21 protein-coding genes are annotated in these 18,246 nt (G+C 64.0%); 6 read left to right on the top strand and 15 right to left on the bottom strand.

The window, feature by feature from the left end; translation table 11 throughout:
• Positions 1–19: 19 nt before the first annotated feature.
• The 4 genes from NF616_RS01445 to NF616_RS01430 all read right to left on the bottom strand — a co-directional run bounded on the left by NF616_RS01445 (position 20) and on the right by NF616_RS01430 (position 3,783).
• Positions 20–871 carry an FHA domain-containing protein gene (locus tag NF616_RS01445; protein ID WP_252271245.1) on the bottom strand — a complete coding sequence of 284 codons (852 nt, stop codon included), beginning with the start codon at positions 869–871 and terminating at the stop codon, positions 20–22.
• 9 nt (positions 872–880) lie between these two features.
• A complete protein-coding gene (locus NF616_RS01440; protein ID WP_252271244.1) occupies positions 881–2,569 on the bottom strand; it encodes a serine/threonine-protein kinase in 1,689 nt (562 codons plus the stop codon).
• Complete coding sequence (locus NF616_RS01435) at positions 2,566–3,366, bottom strand: PP2C family protein-serine/threonine phosphatase (protein WP_252271243.1); 801 nt, start codon at positions 3,364–3,366, stop codon at positions 2,566–2,568. Before NF616_RS01435 ends, NF616_RS01440 begins: the two co-directional genes overlap by 4 nt.
• A gap of 93 nt (positions 3,367–3,459) precedes the next feature.
• On the bottom strand, positions 3,460–3,783 hold the full coding sequence (locus NF616_RS01430; protein WP_252271242.1) for a hypothetical protein: 324 nt from the start codon (positions 3,781–3,783) through the stop codon (positions 3,460–3,462).
• A 131-nt stretch (positions 3,784–3,914) separates the two neighbouring features.
• Here NF616_RS01430 and NF616_RS01425 point away from each other — a divergent pair, with 131 nt between their 5' ends.
• The 6 genes from NF616_RS01425 to NF616_RS01400 all read left to right on the top strand — a co-directional run bounded on the left by NF616_RS01425 (position 3,915) and on the right by NF616_RS01400 (position 7,876).
• Complete coding sequence (locus tag NF616_RS01425; protein WP_252271241.1) at positions 3,915–4,634, top strand: endonuclease; 720 nt, start codon at positions 3,915–3,917, stop codon at positions 4,632–4,634.
• A 154-nt stretch (positions 4,635–4,788) separates the two neighbouring features.
• Positions 4,789–4,998 (top strand): cold-shock protein, encoded by a 210-nt coding sequence (locus tag NF616_RS01420; protein ID WP_021699263.1) that lies wholly within the window; start codon positions 4,789–4,791, stop codon positions 4,996–4,998.
• 66 nt (positions 4,999–5,064) lie between these two features.
• Entirely contained in the window at positions 5,065–5,247 is a 183-nt protein-coding gene (locus tag NF616_RS01415) for a PFL_1563 family small protein (RefSeq protein ID WP_252271240.1), read from the top strand.
• A gap of 116 nt (positions 5,248–5,363) precedes the next feature.
• A complete protein-coding gene (locus NF616_RS01410; RefSeq protein ID WP_252271239.1) occupies positions 5,364–6,383 on the top strand; it encodes a GGDEF domain-containing protein in 1,020 nt (339 codons plus the stop codon).
• A gap of 77 nt (positions 6,384–6,460) precedes the next feature.
• Positions 6,461–7,018, top strand: a complete 558-nt coding sequence (locus NF616_RS01405; protein WP_252271238.1) for a magnesium transporter — start codon at positions 6,461–6,463, stop codon at positions 7,016–7,018.
• 96 nt (positions 7,019–7,114) lie between these two features.
• Positions 7,115–7,876, top strand: a complete 762-nt coding sequence (locus tag NF616_RS01400) for a substrate-binding periplasmic protein (protein ID WP_252271237.1) — start codon at positions 7,115–7,117, stop codon at positions 7,874–7,876.
• A 2-nt stretch (positions 7,877–7,878) separates the two neighbouring features.
• On the opposite strand, the gene pdxJ is transcribed toward NF616_RS01400, so the two are convergent.
• The 11 genes from pdxJ to rpoE all read right to left on the bottom strand — a co-directional run bounded on the left by pdxJ (position 7,879) and on the right by rpoE (position 17,984).
• On the bottom strand, positions 7,879–8,625 hold the full coding sequence (gene pdxJ / locus NF616_RS01395; protein WP_252271236.1) for a pyridoxine 5'-phosphate synthase: 747 nt from the start codon (positions 8,623–8,625) through the stop codon (positions 7,879–7,881).
• A complete protein-coding gene (gene recO / locus NF616_RS01390) occupies positions 8,618–9,316 on the bottom strand; it encodes a DNA repair protein RecO (protein ID WP_252271235.1) in 699 nt (232 codons plus the stop codon). Before recO ends, pdxJ begins: the two co-directional genes overlap by 8 nt.
• Before the next feature lie 154 nt (positions 9,317–9,470).
• Positions 9,471–10,373 (bottom strand): GTPase Era, encoded by a 903-nt coding sequence (era, locus tag NF616_RS01385; RefSeq protein ID WP_252271234.1) that lies wholly within the window; start codon positions 10,371–10,373, stop codon positions 9,471–9,473.
• A complete protein-coding gene (gene rnc, locus NF616_RS01380) occupies positions 10,366–11,055 on the bottom strand; it encodes a ribonuclease III (RefSeq protein ID WP_252271233.1) in 690 nt (229 codons plus the stop codon). The genes era and rnc overlap by 8 nt, the downstream gene beginning before the upstream one ends.
• Positions 11,052–11,429 (bottom strand): DUF4845 domain-containing protein, encoded by a 378-nt coding sequence (locus NF616_RS01375; protein WP_252271232.1) that lies wholly within the window; start codon positions 11,427–11,429, stop codon positions 11,052–11,054. The genes rnc and NF616_RS01375 overlap by 4 nt, the downstream gene beginning before the upstream one ends.
• Before the next feature lie 92 nt (positions 11,430–11,521).
• Positions 11,522–12,373, bottom strand: coding sequence for a signal peptidase I (lepB, locus tag NF616_RS01370; protein ID WP_252271231.1), 852 nt, complete (start codon positions 12,371–12,373; stop codon positions 11,522–11,524).
• Positions 12,374–12,378: 5 nt separating this feature from the next.
• Positions 12,379–14,178: a translation elongation factor 4 gene (gene lepA / locus NF616_RS01365; protein ID WP_252271230.1), complete on the bottom strand. Its 1,800-nt coding sequence runs from the start codon at positions 14,176–14,178 to the stop codon at positions 12,379–12,381.
• 130 nt (positions 14,179–14,308) lie between these two features.
• Positions 14,309–15,736 (bottom strand): DegQ family serine endoprotease, encoded by a 1,428-nt coding sequence (locus NF616_RS01360; RefSeq protein ID WP_252271229.1) that lies wholly within the window; start codon positions 15,734–15,736, stop codon positions 14,309–14,311.
• A gap of 100 nt (positions 15,737–15,836) precedes the next feature.
• Positions 15,837–16,778, bottom strand: coding sequence for a MucB/RseB C-terminal domain-containing protein (locus NF616_RS01355; protein ID WP_252271228.1), 942 nt, complete (start codon positions 16,776–16,778; stop codon positions 15,837–15,839).
• An 8-nt stretch (positions 16,779–16,786) separates the two neighbouring features.
• Complete coding sequence (locus tag NF616_RS01350) at positions 16,787–17,365, bottom strand: sigma-E factor negative regulatory protein (protein WP_252271227.1); 579 nt, start codon at positions 17,363–17,365, stop codon at positions 16,787–16,789.
• Positions 17,366–17,402: 37 nt separating this feature from the next.
• Positions 17,403–17,984, bottom strand: coding sequence for an RNA polymerase sigma factor RpoE/AlgU (gene rpoE, locus NF616_RS01345; protein WP_252271226.1), 582 nt, complete (start codon positions 17,982–17,984; stop codon positions 17,403–17,405).
• Positions 17,985–18,246: the final 262 nt, after the last annotated feature.

Genomic DNA, 18,246 nt, shown 5'->3' with positions numbered 1-18,246 from the left:
GTCACTCACCGATCGGGCATCAGAACAGGAACGCGAACGACACCCCGACAGCCACCAGAATCGCCACCACCGTCAGGCCGATCCCCAGCGCCGAACCGCCGGACCTGGCCGGCGCCGGCGCGGCCTGGGCCTGGGCGGCGGCGCGCAGCGGGTTGATGGTCGCCGTGCCGGCGGTGGCCGGCCGGGTCTTGGGCGCCGGTTTGGGCAGGTCGACGGCGCGCACGAACAGGGTCGCGTCCTCGCCCTCCTCCGCCGTCACCGGGGTGACGACCTTGGGACCGATCACCAGCAGCACCACCGAGCCCATGCGCACCTGGTCGCCAGGCTTGAGCACGGCGGCGGCGGTCTTCTCGCCATTGACCAGCACGCCGTTGGCCGAGGCCAGATCCTTGACCTCCAGCCCGTCGTCGCGCAGGAAGAATTCGCAGTGGCGGCGCGACAGCTGGGCGTCGCTGAAACACAGCTCGCACTTGACCGAGCGGCCGAAGGTCATCGAGCCACCGACGTGGAATTTCTTGCCCTCATGCTCGCCCTGGATGACCTGGAGGAACCAGCGCTGCGCCGCCTCGACGTGCGCCCGGGTCTTGTTCGGGTCGGTGAGCAGCAGCTCCACCTCGCCGAGGCGCAGACGGTCCTCGGAACGCAGCTGGTAGCGCGTGGCGATGCGCTCGTCGTTGACGAAGGTGCCCAGCTCGCTGTCGCAATCGCTGAGGTAGTAGAGGCCGTTCTCCCGGCGGATCTCGGCGTGGAAGGCGCTGATGCCGGCATCCTCCAGCACCAGGTCGTTGCGCCTGTCCTGGCCGATGGTGAAGCGTTCGTCCACCAGCCAGAGGGGGGCCTGACGGCCGTCCTTGAAATGCAGCTTGAACATGGATGGATCCTACTGACCGAAGAGGTTGTTCCAGGCACGTTTGATCGGGTTGGCGTTGCGCTCGCGCTCGCGCTCGGCCTGGGAGGCCGCGGCCCGGGTGCGCGCGGAGCGCGCCTCGTCGAGCAGTTGCTGATGGTCGCCGCGCATCTGCAGCAGCTCGGGGTTCTCCGGCTCGGCCTGCAGGCCGCGGTCGATCATGGCCAGGGCGGCGGGGAAGTCGCCGCGACGATAGGCGGAACCGGCGAGATCGCGGTATTGCAGGGCCACATGGCTGAGGCCGGTGAGCGCGTCGGGGTTGTCCGGCGCCCAGCCGAGGATCTGCCGGTAGTAGTACACCGCGCTGTCTTCCTCGGGCAGCAGCAGGCGCTTGTCGGCGATGCTCTGCTCGGCCAGCTGCAGATAGCGCGCGATGCGAGCCTCCAGCACCTTCTGCAGGCCGGCGAGCGCACCGGCGTGCTGCGGCTCGATGGCCAGTGCCTGGCGGTAGTAATGATCGGCGTTGTCCTCGGCCGGCTCGGTGAGCAGGCCGTCGGCCAGGCGCTGCTCGGCCAGGTCGGTGAACACCTTGATCCGCGCCTCGCGGATGCGCTGCAGCCCGGCCAGCGCCTCGTCGTTGTCGGCGTCGACGGTGAGAGCCTGCTTGAAGAAATGCTCGGCGCTGTCCTGCGCCGGCTCGATCAGCTGGCCGGCGGCGAAGCGCTGCTCGGCCTGGGCCAGCAGCGCTTCGATCTGCCGTTGCTCGCGCAGGTACAGGCCGGCGGAGGTCAGGGTGCCGATCAGCACCAGCACGCTCAATGCGACCAGCAGCGGCATGGCCGAGCGACGCTTGCGCGGCGCCGCGGCGAGCGGTTCGACGGGCGGCAGCGCGGTGCGCACCTGGGTCTCTTCCAGGTCGCTGAACTCCACTTCGTCCAGGGCCGCGAGCAGCGCCCGACAATCGGCGAAGCGGTCGTCCGGCTTCTTCGCCAGCATCCGCGCCAGCAGTCCGCGAAAGGCGCCGAGGCTGTCCGGCAGCGGCGGCGGCTCCATCTGCACGTGGTTGACCACCGTCTGGGTGTAGTTGCCGCCACGGTACGGATTGCTGCCGGTGAGCAGCTCGAGCAGGATCACGCCGAGGCTGTAGATGTCGCTGCGCGCATCCAGCGGCAGGCACTGGGCCTGCTCCGGACTGCTGTAGGCCGGGCTGCCGACGGCCACGCCGAACTGGGTCAGCTCGCTGTCGATATCCAGGTCCTTGGCCACGCCGAAGTCGGTGAGCACGGCGGTGCCGTCGCCGCGGAACAGCACGTTGGCCGGCTTCACGTCGCGGTGCACCAGGCCCTTGTCGTGAACCACGGCCAGGCCGCTGGCGATCTGCCGGACGATACGCAGGGCGCGCTCGGGCGCGAACAGCTCGCCCTTGTGCCGCGCCAGGTCGCCGCCGGGGAGAAACTCCATGGCCAGGTAGTAGCGACCGTCCTGCAGACGGTCGATGTCGTGGATGGTGATGATGGAGGGGTGATTGAGCGAGGCGACCATGTGCGCTTCCTTGACGAAGCGCTTGCTGAAGGTCTCGTCCTGCACGCTGCGCAGCACCTTGATCGCCACCTTGCGGCTCAGCGACTCCTGGGTGGCCAGGAACACTTCGGCCATGCCGCCCTTGCCCAGCTGGCCATGCACCCGGTAGCCGGGAATCTCAAGCAATGTGGTGGTGCTCATGAAAGTGCGTCGTTCGCTCGATGCTTACGGGAATGGAGCCAACGGCTGAAGAAATTGCGCGGTCCGGCTTCGATCTTCGTCGATTCGGCCATGCTCCGCCCCAGCACGATGCAGGAGATATTGTCTCTGCCGCCCATCCGGTTGGCCAGCCCCACTAGCTCGTCGACCAGCGCGTCGAGGGTGGCTGCATCGGCACAGACCTCCTGGATCTGCTCGTCGTTCAATTCGCCGGTCAGGCCGTCGCTGCACAGCAACAGCAATTCGCCCGGCGCCAGGCGCCCCCGAACGCGCCCGACCAGCAGCGGCTGGCCGGCCTGGCCCAGGCACTGGGTGACGATGTTGCGCCGCGGATGCCGGCGGGCTTCATCGGCGCTCATCTCGCCGGCATCGATCATCGCCTGTACCCAGCTGTGGTCGTGGGTGAGCCGCGCGATGCCATCGAGGCTGAGATGATAGGCGCGGCTGTCGCCGATCCAGGCGATCTCGAAGTCGGCATCGACAACACGGGCGGCGACCACGGTGCTGCCCATGCGCCGGCCGCTCTCTTCCTGCACCGCGTCGAGAATCGCCTGATGCGCCGCGTGGATCGCCGCCTCGAGGTCGCCACCGTCGGCGACCGCATTGCGCAGAACCTCCAACGCCAGGGCGCTGGCCACCTCGCCACACTGGTGCCCGCCCATGCCGTCCGCCACCGCCCACAGGCTCAGCTCGGGCAGGCACAGGAGCGCATCCTCGTTGTGCCTACGAATCCGTCCCGCCACGCTCTGCGCCGCGAACCCCAGGGACTGCATGGACATGTCTGCTGCTTACCTCTGACTGCGTACCGCCGTGCATGATGCTGCGCCGCGCCGGGGCTGTCAGCCCGGGCGGCGCGAACTGTTAAACAGTCGTCAGCGGTTGCGCTGCACCTCGTAGCTGTTGCGTCCCGGATAGCGCTGCACTTCGATGCCGCCGGGATACTCGATGCTCTGACGGATACCGCCGCGCTGCTGCACGCTGGAGCCACCCTGGATCTCCACGCGATTGCGGCCGTAACCCTCGCTCGGTATGGCGTGGCCGCCGTAGACATCGTAGCGCTGGCTGCGGCTCGACTCGCTGACGCTGCCGGAGGCGCCGGGGCTGACGTATTCGATGGGAATGCCGCGGCGCACCGGTTCGTCGGCCAGAGCCGCTCCGGTGGCCAGCAGGCCGAGCAGCAGAATCAGACTGCGCATGACGGATCTCCTCTGTACTTCACAAACACCATGCTACCCGCATGTGGACCGCGCGATGGCGTGGCCAGCTGCCACGATTGGCAAGCGCACGACCGCCGGTATGATGCGGCGCTTTTCGGATCGCCGTCTCCATGCCCATGCGCTGTGCCCTGCTGTTGCTCTGCTGCTTCACCCTTCACGCGTTCGCCGACCCACCCCGCACCTTTGCCGAAGCCAAGAAAGTCGCCTGGCAGCTCTATGCCCGTCAGTCGGTGGAGTTCTATTGCGGTTGCCGCTACAGCGGCAAGCGGGTCGACCTGCAGAGTTGCGGCTACCGCCCACGCAAGAGCCCCCGGCGCGCCGCGCGCATCGAATGGGAGCATCTGGTGCCGGCCTGGGTGATCGGTCATCAGCGGCGCTGCTGGCAGCAAGGCGGGCGCAGGCACTGCTCGCGCCACGACGAAACTTTCCGCCGCGCCGAGGCGGACCTGTTCAATCTGGTGCCGAGCATCGGCGAGCTGAACGGCGACCGCAGCAACCTGCCCTTCGCCTGGCTGCCGCAGTCGCCCAGCCAATACGGCGCCTGCCCGATGGTGGTGGACTTCAAGGCCGGCAAGGCAATGCCCCGGGCCAAGGTGCGCGGGATGATCGCCCGCACCTACTTCTACATGAGCCAGCGTTACGGCCTGCGTCTGTCGAAACAGGAACGCCGGTTATTCGAGACGTGGAGCCGGCACTATCCCGTCGAACCGTGGGAGAGCCAGCGCAACCGTCGCATTGCCTGCGTGATGGGCTGGAGCAACCCCTTCGTCGGCCCCGTCGACCTGCGTCAGTGCCCCGCTCCACTCGCCAGAAAAGACAGAAATGACTAGGTAAAAAGGCGTTTTCCCTGTAGGGTGGCCGCACTGTGCTGCATGTGCCATCGCAAATCGTCCCGGTTTACTCCCTTCGGTTTCTGTTCTTTGCACTCAGTCGCGATCTGGGCGTTTCCAGTGTCGTGTCCACTTTGTTCAAGGAGCAATCCCCATGTCCGTACGTCAAACCGGCACCGTCAAATGGTTCAACGATGAAAAAGGCTTCGGCTTCATCACTCCGGAAAGCGGCGCCGACCTGTTCGTGCACTACCGCTCGATCCAGAGCGCCGGCTTCAAGAGCCTGAAGGAAGGCCAGCAGGTCTCCTTCATCGCCGTGCAGGGCCAGAAAGGCATGCAGGCCGACGAAGTCCAGGTCATCTGATCTAGCCGCGTCGCCAAGAACCGGCCCTAGGGCCGGTTTTTTTATCTGCCCACATCGAGGAATTCCATGAGCGCCAAGAAGACCATTCAGCAACCGAAACCGGCCGCCGCAGTCGCGAGCCGCGAGTCCATCGAAGCTCAGGTTTCCGCCTTCCTCAAATCCGGCGGCGAGATCCAGCAGATCGCCAAGGGCGTCAGCGGCCAATCCTGGAGCACGCCGAGCCGACATATCGTCATCAGCAAGAAGTAGGTCACTCCTCCGGCAAGGTACTGGCACTTCGCCAAAGACTTCCTTGCCGACATGAACAAAGCCCTGCATCCTTGGCTCATAACAACGATAAGAGCCAAGAGCAGAGAGCCGCGCTGATGTTCAAGCGACTGCGCAACGACTTCCAGCTGTCCATCATCACCCTGATGGGCATCATCGGGGTGCTGGGCATCACACCTTACGCGGCCTACCGGCTGCTCCACGGGAACCTGCTGGTCGGCATCGCCGATTGCGTGATCGTGCTCTCCACCCTCGCCGCCGTGATCTACGCCTGGCGCACCGGTGATACCGAGAAGCCCGGCCTGTATCTGGCCGCCGTGTTCTCCGTCGGCGCCACGCTGATCGCCATCAACCTGGGCGTCAACGGCCTGTTCTGGATCTATCCGCTGATCCTCTTCAACTTCTTCATGGTGTCGCCCGGCAAGGCCATCGCAGCCACCCTGCTGGTGCTGGCGAGCCTGGTGGGCCACGCGCTGTGGGTGCCCGGCAGCGTGTTCGACAGCCATTATCAGATGGTCTCGTTCCTGGTCACCAACGCCATGGCGGGCGTGCTGACCTTCATCTTCGCCTACCGCACCCGCACTCAGCGCGAACAGCTGCAGCTGCTCGCCATCCAGGACCCGCTGACCGGCGCGCGCAACCGCCGGGCCATGAACGAAGAGCTGAAGATTGCCGTCTCCAGCAAGCGCCGCCATGGCCGCAGCTATGGCGTGCTGGCCATGGACCTGGATCATTTCAAGCTGGTCAACGACCGCTACGGCCACCAGGCCGGCGACCAGGTACTGATCGACTACGTGAAGCTGATCAGAAACTGCTCACGGCAGGAAGACCGCCTGTTTCGTTTCGGCGGTGAGGAATTCCTCCTGCTCCTCCCGGATACCGACACCCTGGGCCTGGAGGCCGCCGCGCAGAATCTGCTTGAAACAGTGCGCGACAACCTGCGCGGCCCCGGCGGACCGGTCACGGTCTCCATCGGCGGCGCCATGCTGCGCAGCGGCGAGCCGTGGGGGCAATGGTTGCAGCGCGCCGACCAGTGCCTGTACCGCGCCAAAAGCGAGGGACGCAACCGCACCATAATCGACCGTCCGGCGGTAAACGACCTCGCGCCCAGCCACTGATTAAAATATAACCAGGTCAACGTCGGCCTGATCCGCCCGGCTCGGGGAACCGGCGCGCAGAAGATGGGAGGTATGCCATGAACCGGCATTACTACATCAGCGACAACCTGGACGAACTCGAACGGCTGGAAGACGAGCTGGAGGCCAGGGGCATCCATACCGAGCAGATCCATGTGCTCAGCGAGCGGGACGCCGAGGTGGAGCGCCACCGACACTTGCACCAGGTACCCTCGATTCTCAAGCGCGACCTGGTGCATTCAGGATCGATCGGAAGCCTCATCGGCCTTGCCCTGGCGGTACTGGTCCTGCTGCTGGCCTGGCTGAACGATTGGGCGGCGACGCCGGCTGGCTGGATTCCTTTCGTGTTTCTTGCGGTGGTGCTGATCGGCTTCAGCATCTGGGAGGGCAGCCTGTTCGGCGCGCAGCAGCCCAGCGACACGTTCCGCCGCTTCGCCGAGCGCCTGCGCGAGGGCAAGCACCTGTTCTTCGTCGATGTCAGCCAGGCCCAGGAACCCATCCTCAGCCAGGTGGTGGCTCACCACCCGCGACTGGAGCAGGCCGGTACCGGCGCAGCGAGCCCCGAGTGGGCCCTCGGCCTGCAGCATCAATGGAACCGTTTCCGCCGCATGATGTGAGGCGAAACGGGAACGAGCATGGACGCTCGCCCCGTCTTGCTGGGCTAGACTGAGCGCACTACCGTTGCGCTTTTCCGGTCAAGGTCCTTCCCCTCCATGAGGATTCGTCCGCTCCTGCCCCTGGCCGTCGGCCTGCTCATCGGCGGCCTGGCACACGCCGCGCCGGTCCGACTGGTGACCGGCGACGAATATGCCCCCTACACCGGTCGCGCCCTGCCCGAAGGCGGCATGCTGACCGAGCTGGTTCTGCGTGTTTTGAAAGAAGCGGGCCACCAGTCGAGCCTGACCTGGCTGCCCTGGAAACGCGGCTACCGTGCCGCGCTCAAGGGAAGCTTCGACGCCACCTACCCCTACCTACCCACCGACGAGCGCGAGGCCGATTACCTGTTCTCGGCGCCACTCTACGAGACCAGCCAGCGCCTGTTCAGCCGCACCGGCGACGCGCTGGAGCCGGACGCACCGGAGCGGCTCTCCGGCAAGCGCATGTGCCTGCCGCTGGGCTGGCAGCCACCGCCACGCTTCGCCGCGCTGCTGGCGGATGGACGCATCGGGTTGCACGAGCCTCCGGATCTGACGGCCTGCGCCCGGCTGATCGACCTCGGCCGCGATGACTTCTTCGTCGCCGACAGTCTGCTCGGTGAACGCGCCCTCCGCCGCTCGGGCATCGATGCGTCACGGGTCATCGCCTCTCGTGGCCGGGTCGACAGCAACACGCTGCACCTGCTGGTACCGCGCAATCGTGCCGGCGGCCAGCAGTTGATCGACGAGTTCAACGACGCACTGCGTCGCCTGCGGGACAGCGGCGATTATCGGCGAATAGTCGACGCCCACCGCGAACATGCATTGGGCATCGATTAGACTCAGCCGCGATTGGCGGCGGCGACGATCAGCTGCTTCATCTCCGCGACCGCGCCCTTGAAGCCAACGAACAGGGCATGGGCGACGATAGCGTGGCCGATGTTCAGCTCGTGCACACCGGCAATCGCCGCCACCGGCTCGACGTTGTGGTAGTGCAGGCCATGACCGGCATTGACGATCAGGCCATAGGCCAGACCGCAAGCGACACCGTCGCGGATGCGCGCCAGTTCGCGGACGGCCTCTTCCGGCGTATGGGCGTCGGCATAGCGGCCGGTGTGCAGTTCGATGGCCGGCGCGCCGATGCGCCGGGCTGCCTCGATCTGCCGCTCCTCGGCGTCGATGAACAGTGATACCTCGCAGCCCAGCTTGGCCAGGCGCTGTACCGCTGCCCTGATCCGCTCCTCCTGGCCGGCCACGTCGAGGCCACCCTCGGTGGTCAGCTCCTGACGGGTCTCGGGCACCAGGCAGATATGCTCCGGGCGGATCTGCTCGGCGAAGTCGAGCATGAAGTCGGTGACGCCCATCTCGAAGTTCATGCGCGTCTGCAGCACCTCCTTGAGCAGGCGCACGTCGCGCTCCTGGATGTGCCGGCGGTCCTCGCGCAGGTGCACGGTAATGCCGTCGGCACCGGCCTCCTCGGCATCCAGGGCGGCCTTGACCGGGTCCGGGTAGCGGGTGCCGCGGGCCTGACGCAGGGTGGCAACGTGGTCGATGTTGACGCCGAGCAGAATGCGGTTAGCTTCAGTCACGGGCAGGTTCCTTGAGGGTCATGAAGAGTTCGCGGCTGACCAGCGGTCGACCGCCCAGATGAGGTGCCAGGGCCTGGCGCATCAGGCGCTTGGCGGCGGCCAGAGCGCCGGGGGCGGACCAGTCGGCCTCGGCCATGGCCAGCAGATCGACTCCTTGGAACAGGCCGGGCTGCAGCTGCCCCACCAGCTCCAGGCCGGCGTCCGGCTGCAAACGGTAGAGGCCGTCGGCGGTGATGGGCTGGCCGGCGATATCGATATCCAGGGCGAAACCATAGCCCAGCTCGTCCAGCAGGCGCCATTCGAAGGCGCGCAGCAGCGGTTCCAGCGGCGGGTTGGCGGCCAGGGCCTGGAGCGTCAGGGCGTAATGTTCGAACAGTGCGGGATGCGGGTCTTCGGCGGGCAGCAGACGCAGGAGGAGCTCATTGAGGTACATGCCGCTGTAGAGCGTCTGCCCCTGCAGCCAGTGCGCAATGCCACTGGCTTCGAGGCGGCCGACATTCTTCAGCTCACCCCGCCCGCGCAACTCCAGCTCCAGCGGCGCGAACGGTCGCGCCAGGCTGCCGGCCTTGCCGCGGGCGCCACGCAGCACCGCGCGCAGACGGCCTTCGGGCGTGAGGAAATCGACCAGCGCGCTGGTTTCCTTGTAGGGCCGACTGTGCAGCACGAAGGCCGGAAGCGCGCCGGAGAGCATGGGTCAGATCCTGTCGCGGCTCGCGAACCGAGGCCTGGCTGGCAGGAAGCGCGCGAGAAAACGCAAGGTACGCGCGGTAACAAGCATTATGAGACGCCCCGTGCGGGCTTGTTTCCAAGACTTGGCCGACGCGCAACGGACCATGAGCGGGATCTCAGAAGTCGGTGTAGCCCAGCGAGCGTAGCGCGCGCTCATCGTCCGACCAGCCGCCCTTTACCTTGACCCAGAGGTTGAGCATCACCTTGGAATCGAACATGGTTTCCATGTCCTTGCGCGCGTCCTGGCCGATGCGTTTGATGCGCTCGCCCTTGTCGCCGATGATGATCTTCTTCTGCCCGTCGCGCTCCACCAGGATCAGGCCGTGGATGTGCAGGATGCGACCCTCCTGCTTGAACTCCTCGATTTCCACGGTGATCTGGTACGGCAGCTCGGCGCCCAGCTGGCGCATGATCTTCTCGCGGATCAGCTCGGCGGCGAGGAAGCGGCTGGAGCGGTCGGTGATCTGGTCTTCCGGGTAGAAGTGCTCGGATTCCGGCAAATGCTCGCCGACCAGGCGCTCCAGGGTGTCGAGGTTCTGTCCGTGCAACGCGGAGATCGGCACCACTTCCGCCTGCGGCAATTGGGTGGCCAGCCACTCCAGATGGGGCAGCAGCTCGCTCTTGTCCTCGAGGCGGTCTGCCTTGTTCACCGCCAGCAGAATCGGGCACTTCACGTGCTGGACCTTCTCCAGCACCATCTGGTCCTCGTCGGTCCAGCGGGTACGGTCGACCACGAATACCACCACGTCGACGTCCTTCAGGGCGGTGGACGCACTGCGATTCATATAGCGGTTGAGCGCCTTGTCGTTGTGCTTGTGCAGGCCGGGAGTATCGACGTACACGGCCTGCACTTCGCCCTCGGTCTTGATGCCGAGCATGTTGTGGCGAGTAGTCTGCGGCTTGCGCGAGGTGATCGCCAGCTTCTGCCCGAGGATATGGTTGAGCAGGGTCGATTTGCCCACATTGGGGCGACCGACGATGGCGACGTAGCCACAACGGGTCACGGGTGCATCAGTCATGGCTGTTCTCCACGCCCAGGGCAACCAGCGCGGCCGCAGCGGCCACCTGTTCGGCGATGCGCCGGCTGGCGCCCTGCCCCTGGGTCTTGTCGGTGAGCAGCGCGACCTCGCACTGCACGAAGAAGGTCCGGCAATGCGGCTCGCCCTGGATATCCACTACCTCGTAGCGCGGCAGCTCCGCGGCACGCGACTGGAGGAACTCCTGCAGGCGGGTCTTCGGGTCTTTGTTGGTGTCCACCAGGGTCAGGCTGTCCAGTTCGCCGGCCAGCCAGTCCAGCACCCGGGCTCGCGCCACGTCCATGCCGGCATCCAGGTAGATGGCGCCGATCAACGCCTCGAGCGCATCGGCGAGGATCGATTCACGGCGAAAGCCGCCGCTCTTCAGCTCGCCCGAGCCCAGGCGCAGGTATTCGCCTAACTCGAAACCACGAGCCAGCACCGCCAGGGTCTCGCCCTTGACCAGCCGCGCACGCAGGCGCGACAGCTGACCCTCGCGGGCCTGTGGGAAGCGCTCGTACAGCGCTTCGCCTGCCACGAAATTGAGGATGGCATCGCCGAGAAATTCCAGGCGCTCGTTGTTGCGCCCGGCGAAGCTGCGGTGGGTCAGCGCCAGGAGCATCAGCTCCTGGTTCTGGAAGGTATGTCCGAGCTTGCGCTCGAGGCGGGCTAAAGATTGGCTCACTGGGATCTGATTCGGAATTCTTTATCGAATTTGGCGACGAGATCGAGGTTCTCGATAAGCGGCTCTCGCTTCTCATATTGCAAGTGAACCAGGAAATCCTCGCCTTCAAGATTGATATCAAGTATTTCCTTTGAGTCCAGCTCGCGAACACCGTTGATCTGCATAGATTTCTCGACGTGATTATAAAAATCAGCCACCGTGACGACGCCCAGCGCACGATCATTCTCTACTGACTCAATGGCTTTCTCTAAGGACCAAAAGTCCATGTAATGCGGGAGCATTTTGAATGCGGTGCTGGCAAAAAATGCCACTATTGTCAGCACTACCACCCAGCCCAGCAGCGACATCCCCTTCTGCGAACGCGCAAACGTCATGATCGACTCCGATTCTGAGAGTTATTTTGAAGCCCGTGACTATATATAAGCAGGCGCGGTTCCGTTGAACAGCGCCTCGCAGTTTCGGCGAGTCAGCGAATCAGGCCGACCCGGGAGAAGTTGGGCAAGCTGCGCAGCTTGGGATCCGGCCAGCTCATCCATACGGCGAACGCCTTGCCGACGATATTCTGGTCGGGAACCATGCCCCAGAGCTCCTGAGGGATGGCCGCGTCCTGCCAGTAGCGGCTGTCATTCGAATCGTCGCGGTTGTCACCCATCATGAAGTAGTGGCCCTGCGGTACCACCCACTCATCACCGGGCCGCACATTGCGGTGCAGCTGCTTGCGGATCATGTGCTCGGCCTCGCCCAGCTTCTCCCGATATTCCAGGGTGCGCCCCAGGGAGCCCGGCTCCTCGCCGAGGAATTCTTCGGCGACAGGCTTGCCATTCACCAGCAGACGCTTGTCGACGGTATAGCCGATCTTGTCTCCCGGCAGACCCACCACGCGCTTGATGTAGTTGATGCTCGGATTGCTGGGGTAGCGGAACACCATCACATCGCCGCGCTGCGGGTTGCCCACTTCGACGATCTTGGTGTCGATCACCGGCAAGCGGATGCCGTAGGCGAACTTGTTGACCAAGATGAAATCGCCGACTTCCAGGGTCGGCTTCATCGAGCCGGAAGGAATCTGGAACGGCTCCAGCAGGAATGAGCGCAGCACCAGCACGATGGCCAGCACCGGAAAGAACGACTTGCCGTACTCAACCAGCAGCGGCTCCTTGTTCAGGCGCTGGAGAATCTGCTCGTCGGGCTCGCCGACACGGCCCTCGTAAGCAGCGATGGCAGCACGCCGACGCGGGGCCAGCACCATGAGATCGAGCAGAGCCAGGGCGCCGCAAATGGCGACGGCGATGACCAGAATCAGCGGGAAGTTGAACGACATGGGGATTAACTGTCCACCTTGAGTACGGCGAGGAAGGCTTCCTGCGGGATTTCCACACTGCCGACCTGCTTCATCCTTTTCTTACCGGCCTTCTGCTTCTCCAGCAGTTTCTTCTTACGGCTGACGTCACCGCCGTAGCACTTGGCCAATACGTTCTTGCGCAGCGCCTTGACCGTGGTCCGGGCGATGATCTGGCCGCCGATGGCCGCCTGGATCGCCACGTCGAACATCTGCCGCGGGATCAGCTCTTTCATCTTCTCGGTCAACACGCGACCCTTCTGGTGAGCACGATCACGATGCACGATGAGCGCCAGGGCATCGACTTTCTCACCATTGATCATCACGTCCAGACGCACGAGGTTGGCCGACTGGAAACGATCGAAGCTGTAGTCCAGCGAGGCGTAACCGCGACTCACCGACTTCAGACGATCGAAGAAATCCAGCACCACTTCGTTCATCGGCAGATCGTAGGAAACCTGAACCTGACTGCTGAGGAACTGCAGGTCGCGCTGCACACCGCGCTTCTCGATGCACAGCGTGATGACGTTGCCCAGATGTTCCTGCGGCACCAGGATGTTGGCGCGCACGATCGGCTCACGCATATCGAGAATGCCGGCGGGGTCGGGCAACTTGGACGGGTTGTCGACGTACAGCGTCTCGCCGTTCTTCATCTCGACTTCGAAGACCACGGTCGGCGCCGTGGTGATCAGGTCCAGGTCGTACTCGCGCTCGAGGCGCTCCTGGATGATCTCCATATGCAGCATGCCTAGGAAACCGATGCGGAAGCCGAAGCCCAGGGCGTCGGAGCTTTCCGGCTCGTACTGCAGGGCGGCGTCGTTCAGGGTCAGCTTCTGCAGGGCTTCGCGGAAGTCCTCGAAGTCGTCGGAGCTGACCGGGAACAGGCCGGCATAGACCTGCGGCTTGACGCGCTTGAAGCCCGGCAGCACGCCGACATCCGGCGTGGTGGACAGGGTCAGGGTGTCGCCCACCGGCGCACCGTGAATGTCCTTGATGCCGGCGATGATAAAGCCCACCTCACCGGCCTTGAGATCGACGGTCTCGGTGTGCTTCGGCGTGAACACGCCCACGCTGTCCACCTGGTGCATCTTGCCGGTCGACTTGACCAGAATCTTGTCGCCCTTCTTGACCCGGCCGTGCTTGACCCGCACCAGCGAGACCACGCCCAAGTAGTTGTCGAACCAGGAGTCGATGATCAGCGCCTGTAGGGGCGCCTCGATCTCGCCTTCCGGCGACGGAATGACCTTGACCAGGCGCTCGAGCACGTCGATCACGCCCATGCCGCTCTTGGCGCTGCAAGGCACGGCGTCGGTGGCGTCGATGCCGATGATGTGCTCGATTTCTTCCTTGACCCGTTCCGGCTCGGCCTGGGGCAGGTCCATCTTGTTCAGCACCGGCATGACCTCGAGGCCCTGCTCGATGGCGGTGTAGCAGTTGGCGACCGACTGCGCTTCAACGCCCTGACCGGCATCCACGACCAGGATCGCACCCTCGCAGGCGGCCAGCGAACGGCTGACTTCATAGGTAAAGTCGACGTGGCCGGGGGTATCGATGAAGTTCAGCTGATAGGTCTTACCGTCCTGCGCCGGGTAGTGCAGGGTCACGCTATGCGCCTTGATGGTGATCCCGCGCTCGCGCTCCAGGTCCATGGAGTCGAGGACCTGGGCCTCCATCTCGCGATCGGACAGGCCGCCACAGAGCTGGATGAAGCGGTCGGCCAGGGTCGATTTGCCATGGTCGATGTGGGCGATGATGGAGAAATTGCGGATATGACTCAGGTCACTCACGGATCAACACTCAAAAAGCCGCGGGCAGGCTGCCCACCGAAAAATAGCCGGGGATTCTACCCGATCGGCGACACCGCCGCCACGCGCGCATAGAAAAGGGCGGCCGAAGCCGCCCTTTCCACAACTCGCCTTACTCGGCCAGCTTGAAGGTGATGAAGCTGGCCCGACCTTGACGCAATACGCGCATGGACACCGAGCGATTGACCGGCAGGTCCTTGGCGACCTGGGTGAAGGTATCGGTTGAATCGATGGCCTGGTTGTTCAGGTGAGTAATCACATCCCCGGGGCGGAGGCCGATCAGCGCCGCGGGGCCGTTTTGAATTTCCTTGATCACCACACCACCGCGCAGATCGAAGGCCTTCTTCTGCTCGGCAGTGAGATCCACGACCGAGACACCCAGACGGTTGCTGCTGCGCTCAACGCCGGCATCGCCAACGACCGGAGTGCCCTCTTCCTCTTCCGGCAGTGCGCCGATGCTCAGCTGGATACGCTTGCGGTCACCCTCGCGCACCACTTCGAGTTCGGCCTTGCTGCCCGGCTTGAGCACGCCAACCAGATGAGGCAGATCGGCGGACATGACGATCGGCTGGCCGTTCAGGCTGAGAATCACATCACCCACCTGCAGGCCGCCCTTGGCCGCAGGGCCGTCGTCCAGCACCTGAGCCACCAGCGCACCCGCCGGCTTGTCGAGCCCGAAGGATTCGGCCAGATCCTTGTTCACCTCCTGGATCACCACACCCAGCCAGCCGCGGCTGACCTTGCCGTCGTTCTTCAGCTGATTGGCCACATCCATGGCCACATCGATCGGAATGGCGAACGACAGACCCATGAAGCCGCCGGAGCGGGTGAAAATCTGCGAATTGATGCCCACCACCTCGCCATCCAGGTTGAACAGCGGGCCGCCGGAGTTGCCGGGGTTGATCGCCACATCGGTCTGAATGAACGGCACGTAGCTCTCGTTCGGCAGACTACGCCCCTTGGCGGAGACGATACCGGCGGTCACCGAATGATCGAAGCCGAACGGCGAACCAATGGCCAGCACCCACTCGCCCACCTTCAGGGCTTGGGACTTGCCCAGCCTGACGGTCGGCAGATCCTTGCCTTCGACCTTGAGCAGCGCCACGTCGGTACGCGGGTCGGCACCGATAAGCTTGGCCTCGAGTTCGCTGCGATCCGACAGGCGCACGATAATCTCATCGGCGTCCGCCACCACGTGATTGTTGGTCAGCACGTAGCCGTCGGCCGAGATGATGAAGCCCGAACCGAGGGATTGCGCCTCGCGCTGGCGACCCCCGCCCGGACCGCGAGGAACCTGGGGAATATTGCGTTCGAAAAATTCGCGAAACATCGGCGGCAGGCCTTCGAGATCGGGCATCTGCCCTCCCGGAATCGCCACGTTTCGTTGCGGCATATTCTGCCGGGTACTGATGTTCACCACGGCCGGCGAGGCCTCCTCCACCAATTCGGTGAACTCGGGCAGTTCGGCACGCGCCAGGGACATTTGCCCCAGAAGCAGCAATGCGCACAGACCGGACAACGAGGACTTCAGGCTAAGCATCGACTTCAGCTCCATCCACTCAGAAAAGGAATTGATTCAGATACGACAAAGCCGGCTCGAGGCAACGCATGCCAAAAGCCGGCTCACGCAAAACCACGACTCACTGAGCCGTGCTCTCGACGGTCGCAGCCGTTTGCATCGACAGGGCCACCCGCTCCGCGGTACCCAAAGGGATCTCTCCGACCACGGTCACCATCATGTCGCCATCAGCCGTACTCATGCGGCGCGACACGACTGCAGTCGGGCCCAGCTGGCTGCGCGCGTCTTCGGCGAGAACATCGCCGCGCAGCGGTTCGAGGAACACGGTGAAACGGGCCAGACCGTCGCCATAAAGCAGACATGCCACCTGTTCTTCAGACGAAGGACTTCCGCGGCGCAGGGCTTGATCCAGCTCGAAGCCTGGCGGCACCCAGCCGGCCTGCCAGGATGCCGGCAGTTCCGCCAGTTGAGTGAAATTGACCGATTTGCAGGCATCGCTCGGTTGCAGATCGGCGGCAGCGAACTGATCTACCGGCTCGAAATTCACAAACTGGAAACGCTCGAGCAGTTGCCCCTTCTCACTGATCAGCAGCGACTTCAGAGGAAGCGCGGTCTCATCATCGAGGTGAAGCTCAAAGGCGTATCGATGTTGATCACGAGGGATTAAAGCAAGAACAGTGGCAGCACGCCCCGCGACACGTGAATGCCCGAGGACGCGAAGGTCATAGCGCTGTTCGAGCTGCTTGGCGTCCAGCTCCCTGGCGGGCCATTTGGCATCGATCGCCTGCTCGGCAAACACACCACTCATGCATTGAGGCTTGCCATTGACCCTGAGCACTTCCTGCTCCGGTCCGTCGAGCTGCAACAGGCGCTCCGTCACGCCCTCCTCACCACCCCGGTGCCAGACACCATGGGTGGAGAAACTGCCATTGCGCTCATAAATGAAGGTGCCTTGAAAGCTCTGGCGATCGGCCTGGGCCAATCGCTGCAGCCAGCTCTCGGCAGCTTGGGCGGGAACCGCCAGGCAGCTGCCGAGCAATACGACAAGGGGGATAACGCGCATGTACCCTCTCAGCGATTTTCCAGGCTAGCGGCTCGCGCGTAAGGCAGTGCGGAATCCACGCCGGTAGCGGCACCCTGCTGGGCGTGCTGGCGCAGATAGGACGGCAGACGTTGCTCATGCCACTTCGAACCAGCTTGCTCGGCACTCTGCTGCAGCGGGGCAGCGGGTTCGGTATAGCCAGCCAGCACGGCCGGACCTTGAACCTGCGGCAGGGTCAGCTCGGGCTGGCCATCCTGCTGCGCCAGCTGAGTGGCAGACAACTCGTCCTGATTGTAGAAACGCACGCCGGCAAGCACGGCCAGGGTGACCGAGGCGGCTACCGCCACGCGGCTGACCATACGCCACGGGCTGCGGGCCTGCGTCGGCAGAGCTTCACTAGCCAGTGCAGCGGAGACCGCAGCCGCGATATCGAGGCGGGGTTCCAGCAGTTCCTTATGCATCACTGCACGGGCAATCTGGTAACGGGACCACGTGGCACGCAGTTCCTCGTCGCTGCCGGCGGAGGCCAGCACTCGACGCAGTTCCATTTCGTCCGCTTCGTTATCCATCACCGCGGACAGCGATTCCTGCAGGGTTTCACGACTCATGGTGTTTCCTCTCTTGGCTGTAGCCGCTGTCTCACATTCATACCCCCTGCAGCAGTGGCTGCAGGGCCTTGTCGATGGCTTCGCGCGCCCGGAAAATCCGCGATCGCACCGTGCCAACCGGACACTGCATGACGCTGGCAATGTCCTCGTAACTCAATCCATCGAATTCACGCAGGGTCAAGGCCGTACGCAGATCCTCCGGCAGTTGCTGGATGGTCCGATGCACAGTGGCCTCGATCTCATCCCGCAGCATCGAACGCTCCGGCGACTCGATGTCCTTGAGCGCATGATCTCCATCGTAGAACTCCGCATCCTCTGCGCTGACATCGCTGTCCGGCGGTCGCCGGCCCCGCGAGACCAGGTAGTTCTTCGCCGTGTTGATGGCGATGCGGTACAGCCAGGTATAGAACGCACTGTCACCGCGGAAATTCCCCAATGCACGGTAGGCCTTGATGAACGCTTCCTGGGCAACATCCTGAGCCTCATGGCTGTCATGAACGAAACGCACCACCAGGCCGAGAATCTTGTGCTGATACTTGAGCACCAGCAGGTCGAATGCACGCTTGTCGCCGCGCTGCACCCGCTCGACCAATTGCTGATCGTCTTCCTGGGCTAACATGAATACTCCTCGTTAGTGCTGGAGGAGATCCGAGCTAGCCAGTCTGTCGGTCTGCCAAGATAGACTCGGGCTTTATGCAAAAGTTCTCCCCTCCAATAAGTCTCGCGCCATCCACTGGGGTTTTCGCGAGACACTGCAGTACTGCGACCGCCGCTCCGAATGATCTGAGCCCTGTTGCTGCCGCACCTATACGACCGGCAGCTCGGGCAACTGTCGTTGGAACTTGATTGACTAAGAAAGTTCCAGAGCGCTTTGCTACGTC

The organism is Pseudomonas subflava (genome assembly GCF_023823685.1).
In the GTDB taxonomy this organism is placed as follows: Bacteria; Pseudomonadota; Gammaproteobacteria; order Pseudomonadales; family Pseudomonadaceae; genus Aquipseudomonas; species Aquipseudomonas subflava.
Note: the sequence above shows the minus strand (reverse complement) of the source record. Positions and strands in the feature narration are given on the sequence as shown.

Bases quoted from the DNA above. Each gene is read 5' to 3' on its own strand.
- NF616_RS01350 (WP_252271227.1), bottom strand. From the start codon at position 17,365: ATGAGTCGTGAAACCCTGCAGGAATCGCTGTCCGCGGTGATGGATAAC.
- NF616_RS01375 (WP_252271232.1), bottom strand. From the start codon at position 11,429: ATGACGTTTGCGCGTTCGCAGAAGGGGATGTCGCTGCTGGGCTGGGTG.
- lepB (WP_252271231.1), bottom strand. From the start codon at position 12,373: ATGTCGTTCAACTTCCCGCTGATTCTGGTCATCGCCGTCGCCATTTGC.
- NF616_RS01405 (WP_252271238.1), top strand. From the start codon at position 6,461: ATGAACCGGCATTACTACATCAGCGACAACCTGGACGAACTCGAACGG.
- NF616_RS01445 (WP_252271245.1), bottom strand. From the start codon at position 871: ATGTTCAAGCTGCATTTCAAGGACGGCCGTCAGGCCCCCCTCTGGCTG.
- NF616_RS01360 (WP_252271229.1), bottom strand. From the start codon at position 15,736: ATGCTTAGCCTGAAGTCCTCGTTGTCCGGTCTGTGCGCATTGCTGCTT.
- NF616_RS01355 (WP_252271228.1), bottom strand. From the start codon at position 16,778: ATGCGCGTTATCCCCCTTGTCGTATTGCTCGGCAGCTGCCTGGCGGTT.
- era (WP_252271234.1), bottom strand. From the start codon at position 10,373: ATGACTGATGCACCCGTGACCCGTTGTGGCTACGTCGCCATCGTCGGT.
- NF616_RS01430 (WP_252271242.1), bottom strand. From the start codon at position 3,783: ATGCGCAGTCTGATTCTGCTGCTCGGCCTGCTGGCCACCGGAGCGGCT.
- NF616_RS01440 (WP_252271244.1), bottom strand. From the start codon at position 2,569: ATGAGCACCACCACATTGCTTGAGATTCCCGGCTACCGGGTGCATGGC.
- recO (WP_252271235.1), bottom strand. From the start codon at position 9,316: ATGCTCTCCGGCGCGCTTCCGGCCTTCGTGCTGCACAGTCGGCCCTAC.
- rpoE (WP_252271226.1), bottom strand. From the start codon at position 17,984: ATGTTAGCCCAGGAAGACGATCAGCAATTGGTCGAGCGGGTGCAGCGC.
- NF616_RS01435 (WP_252271243.1), bottom strand. From the start codon at position 3,366: ATGTCCATGCAGTCCCTGGGGTTCGCGGCGCAGAGCGTGGCGGGACGG.
- NF616_RS01425 (WP_252271241.1), top strand. From the start codon at position 3,915: ATGCCCATGCGCTGTGCCCTGCTGTTGCTCTGCTGCTTCACCCTTCAC.
- NF616_RS01400 (WP_252271237.1), top strand. From the start codon at position 7,115: ATGAGGATTCGTCCGCTCCTGCCCCTGGCCGTCGGCCTGCTCATCGGC.
- NF616_RS01415 (WP_252271240.1), top strand. From the start codon at position 5,065: ATGAGCGCCAAGAAGACCATTCAGCAACCGAAACCGGCCGCCGCAGTC.
- NF616_RS01420 (WP_021699263.1), top strand. From the start codon at position 4,789: ATGTCCGTACGTCAAACCGGCACCGTCAAATGGTTCAACGATGAAAAA.
- NF616_RS01410 (WP_252271239.1), top strand. From the start codon at position 5,364: ATGTTCAAGCGACTGCGCAACGACTTCCAGCTGTCCATCATCACCCTG.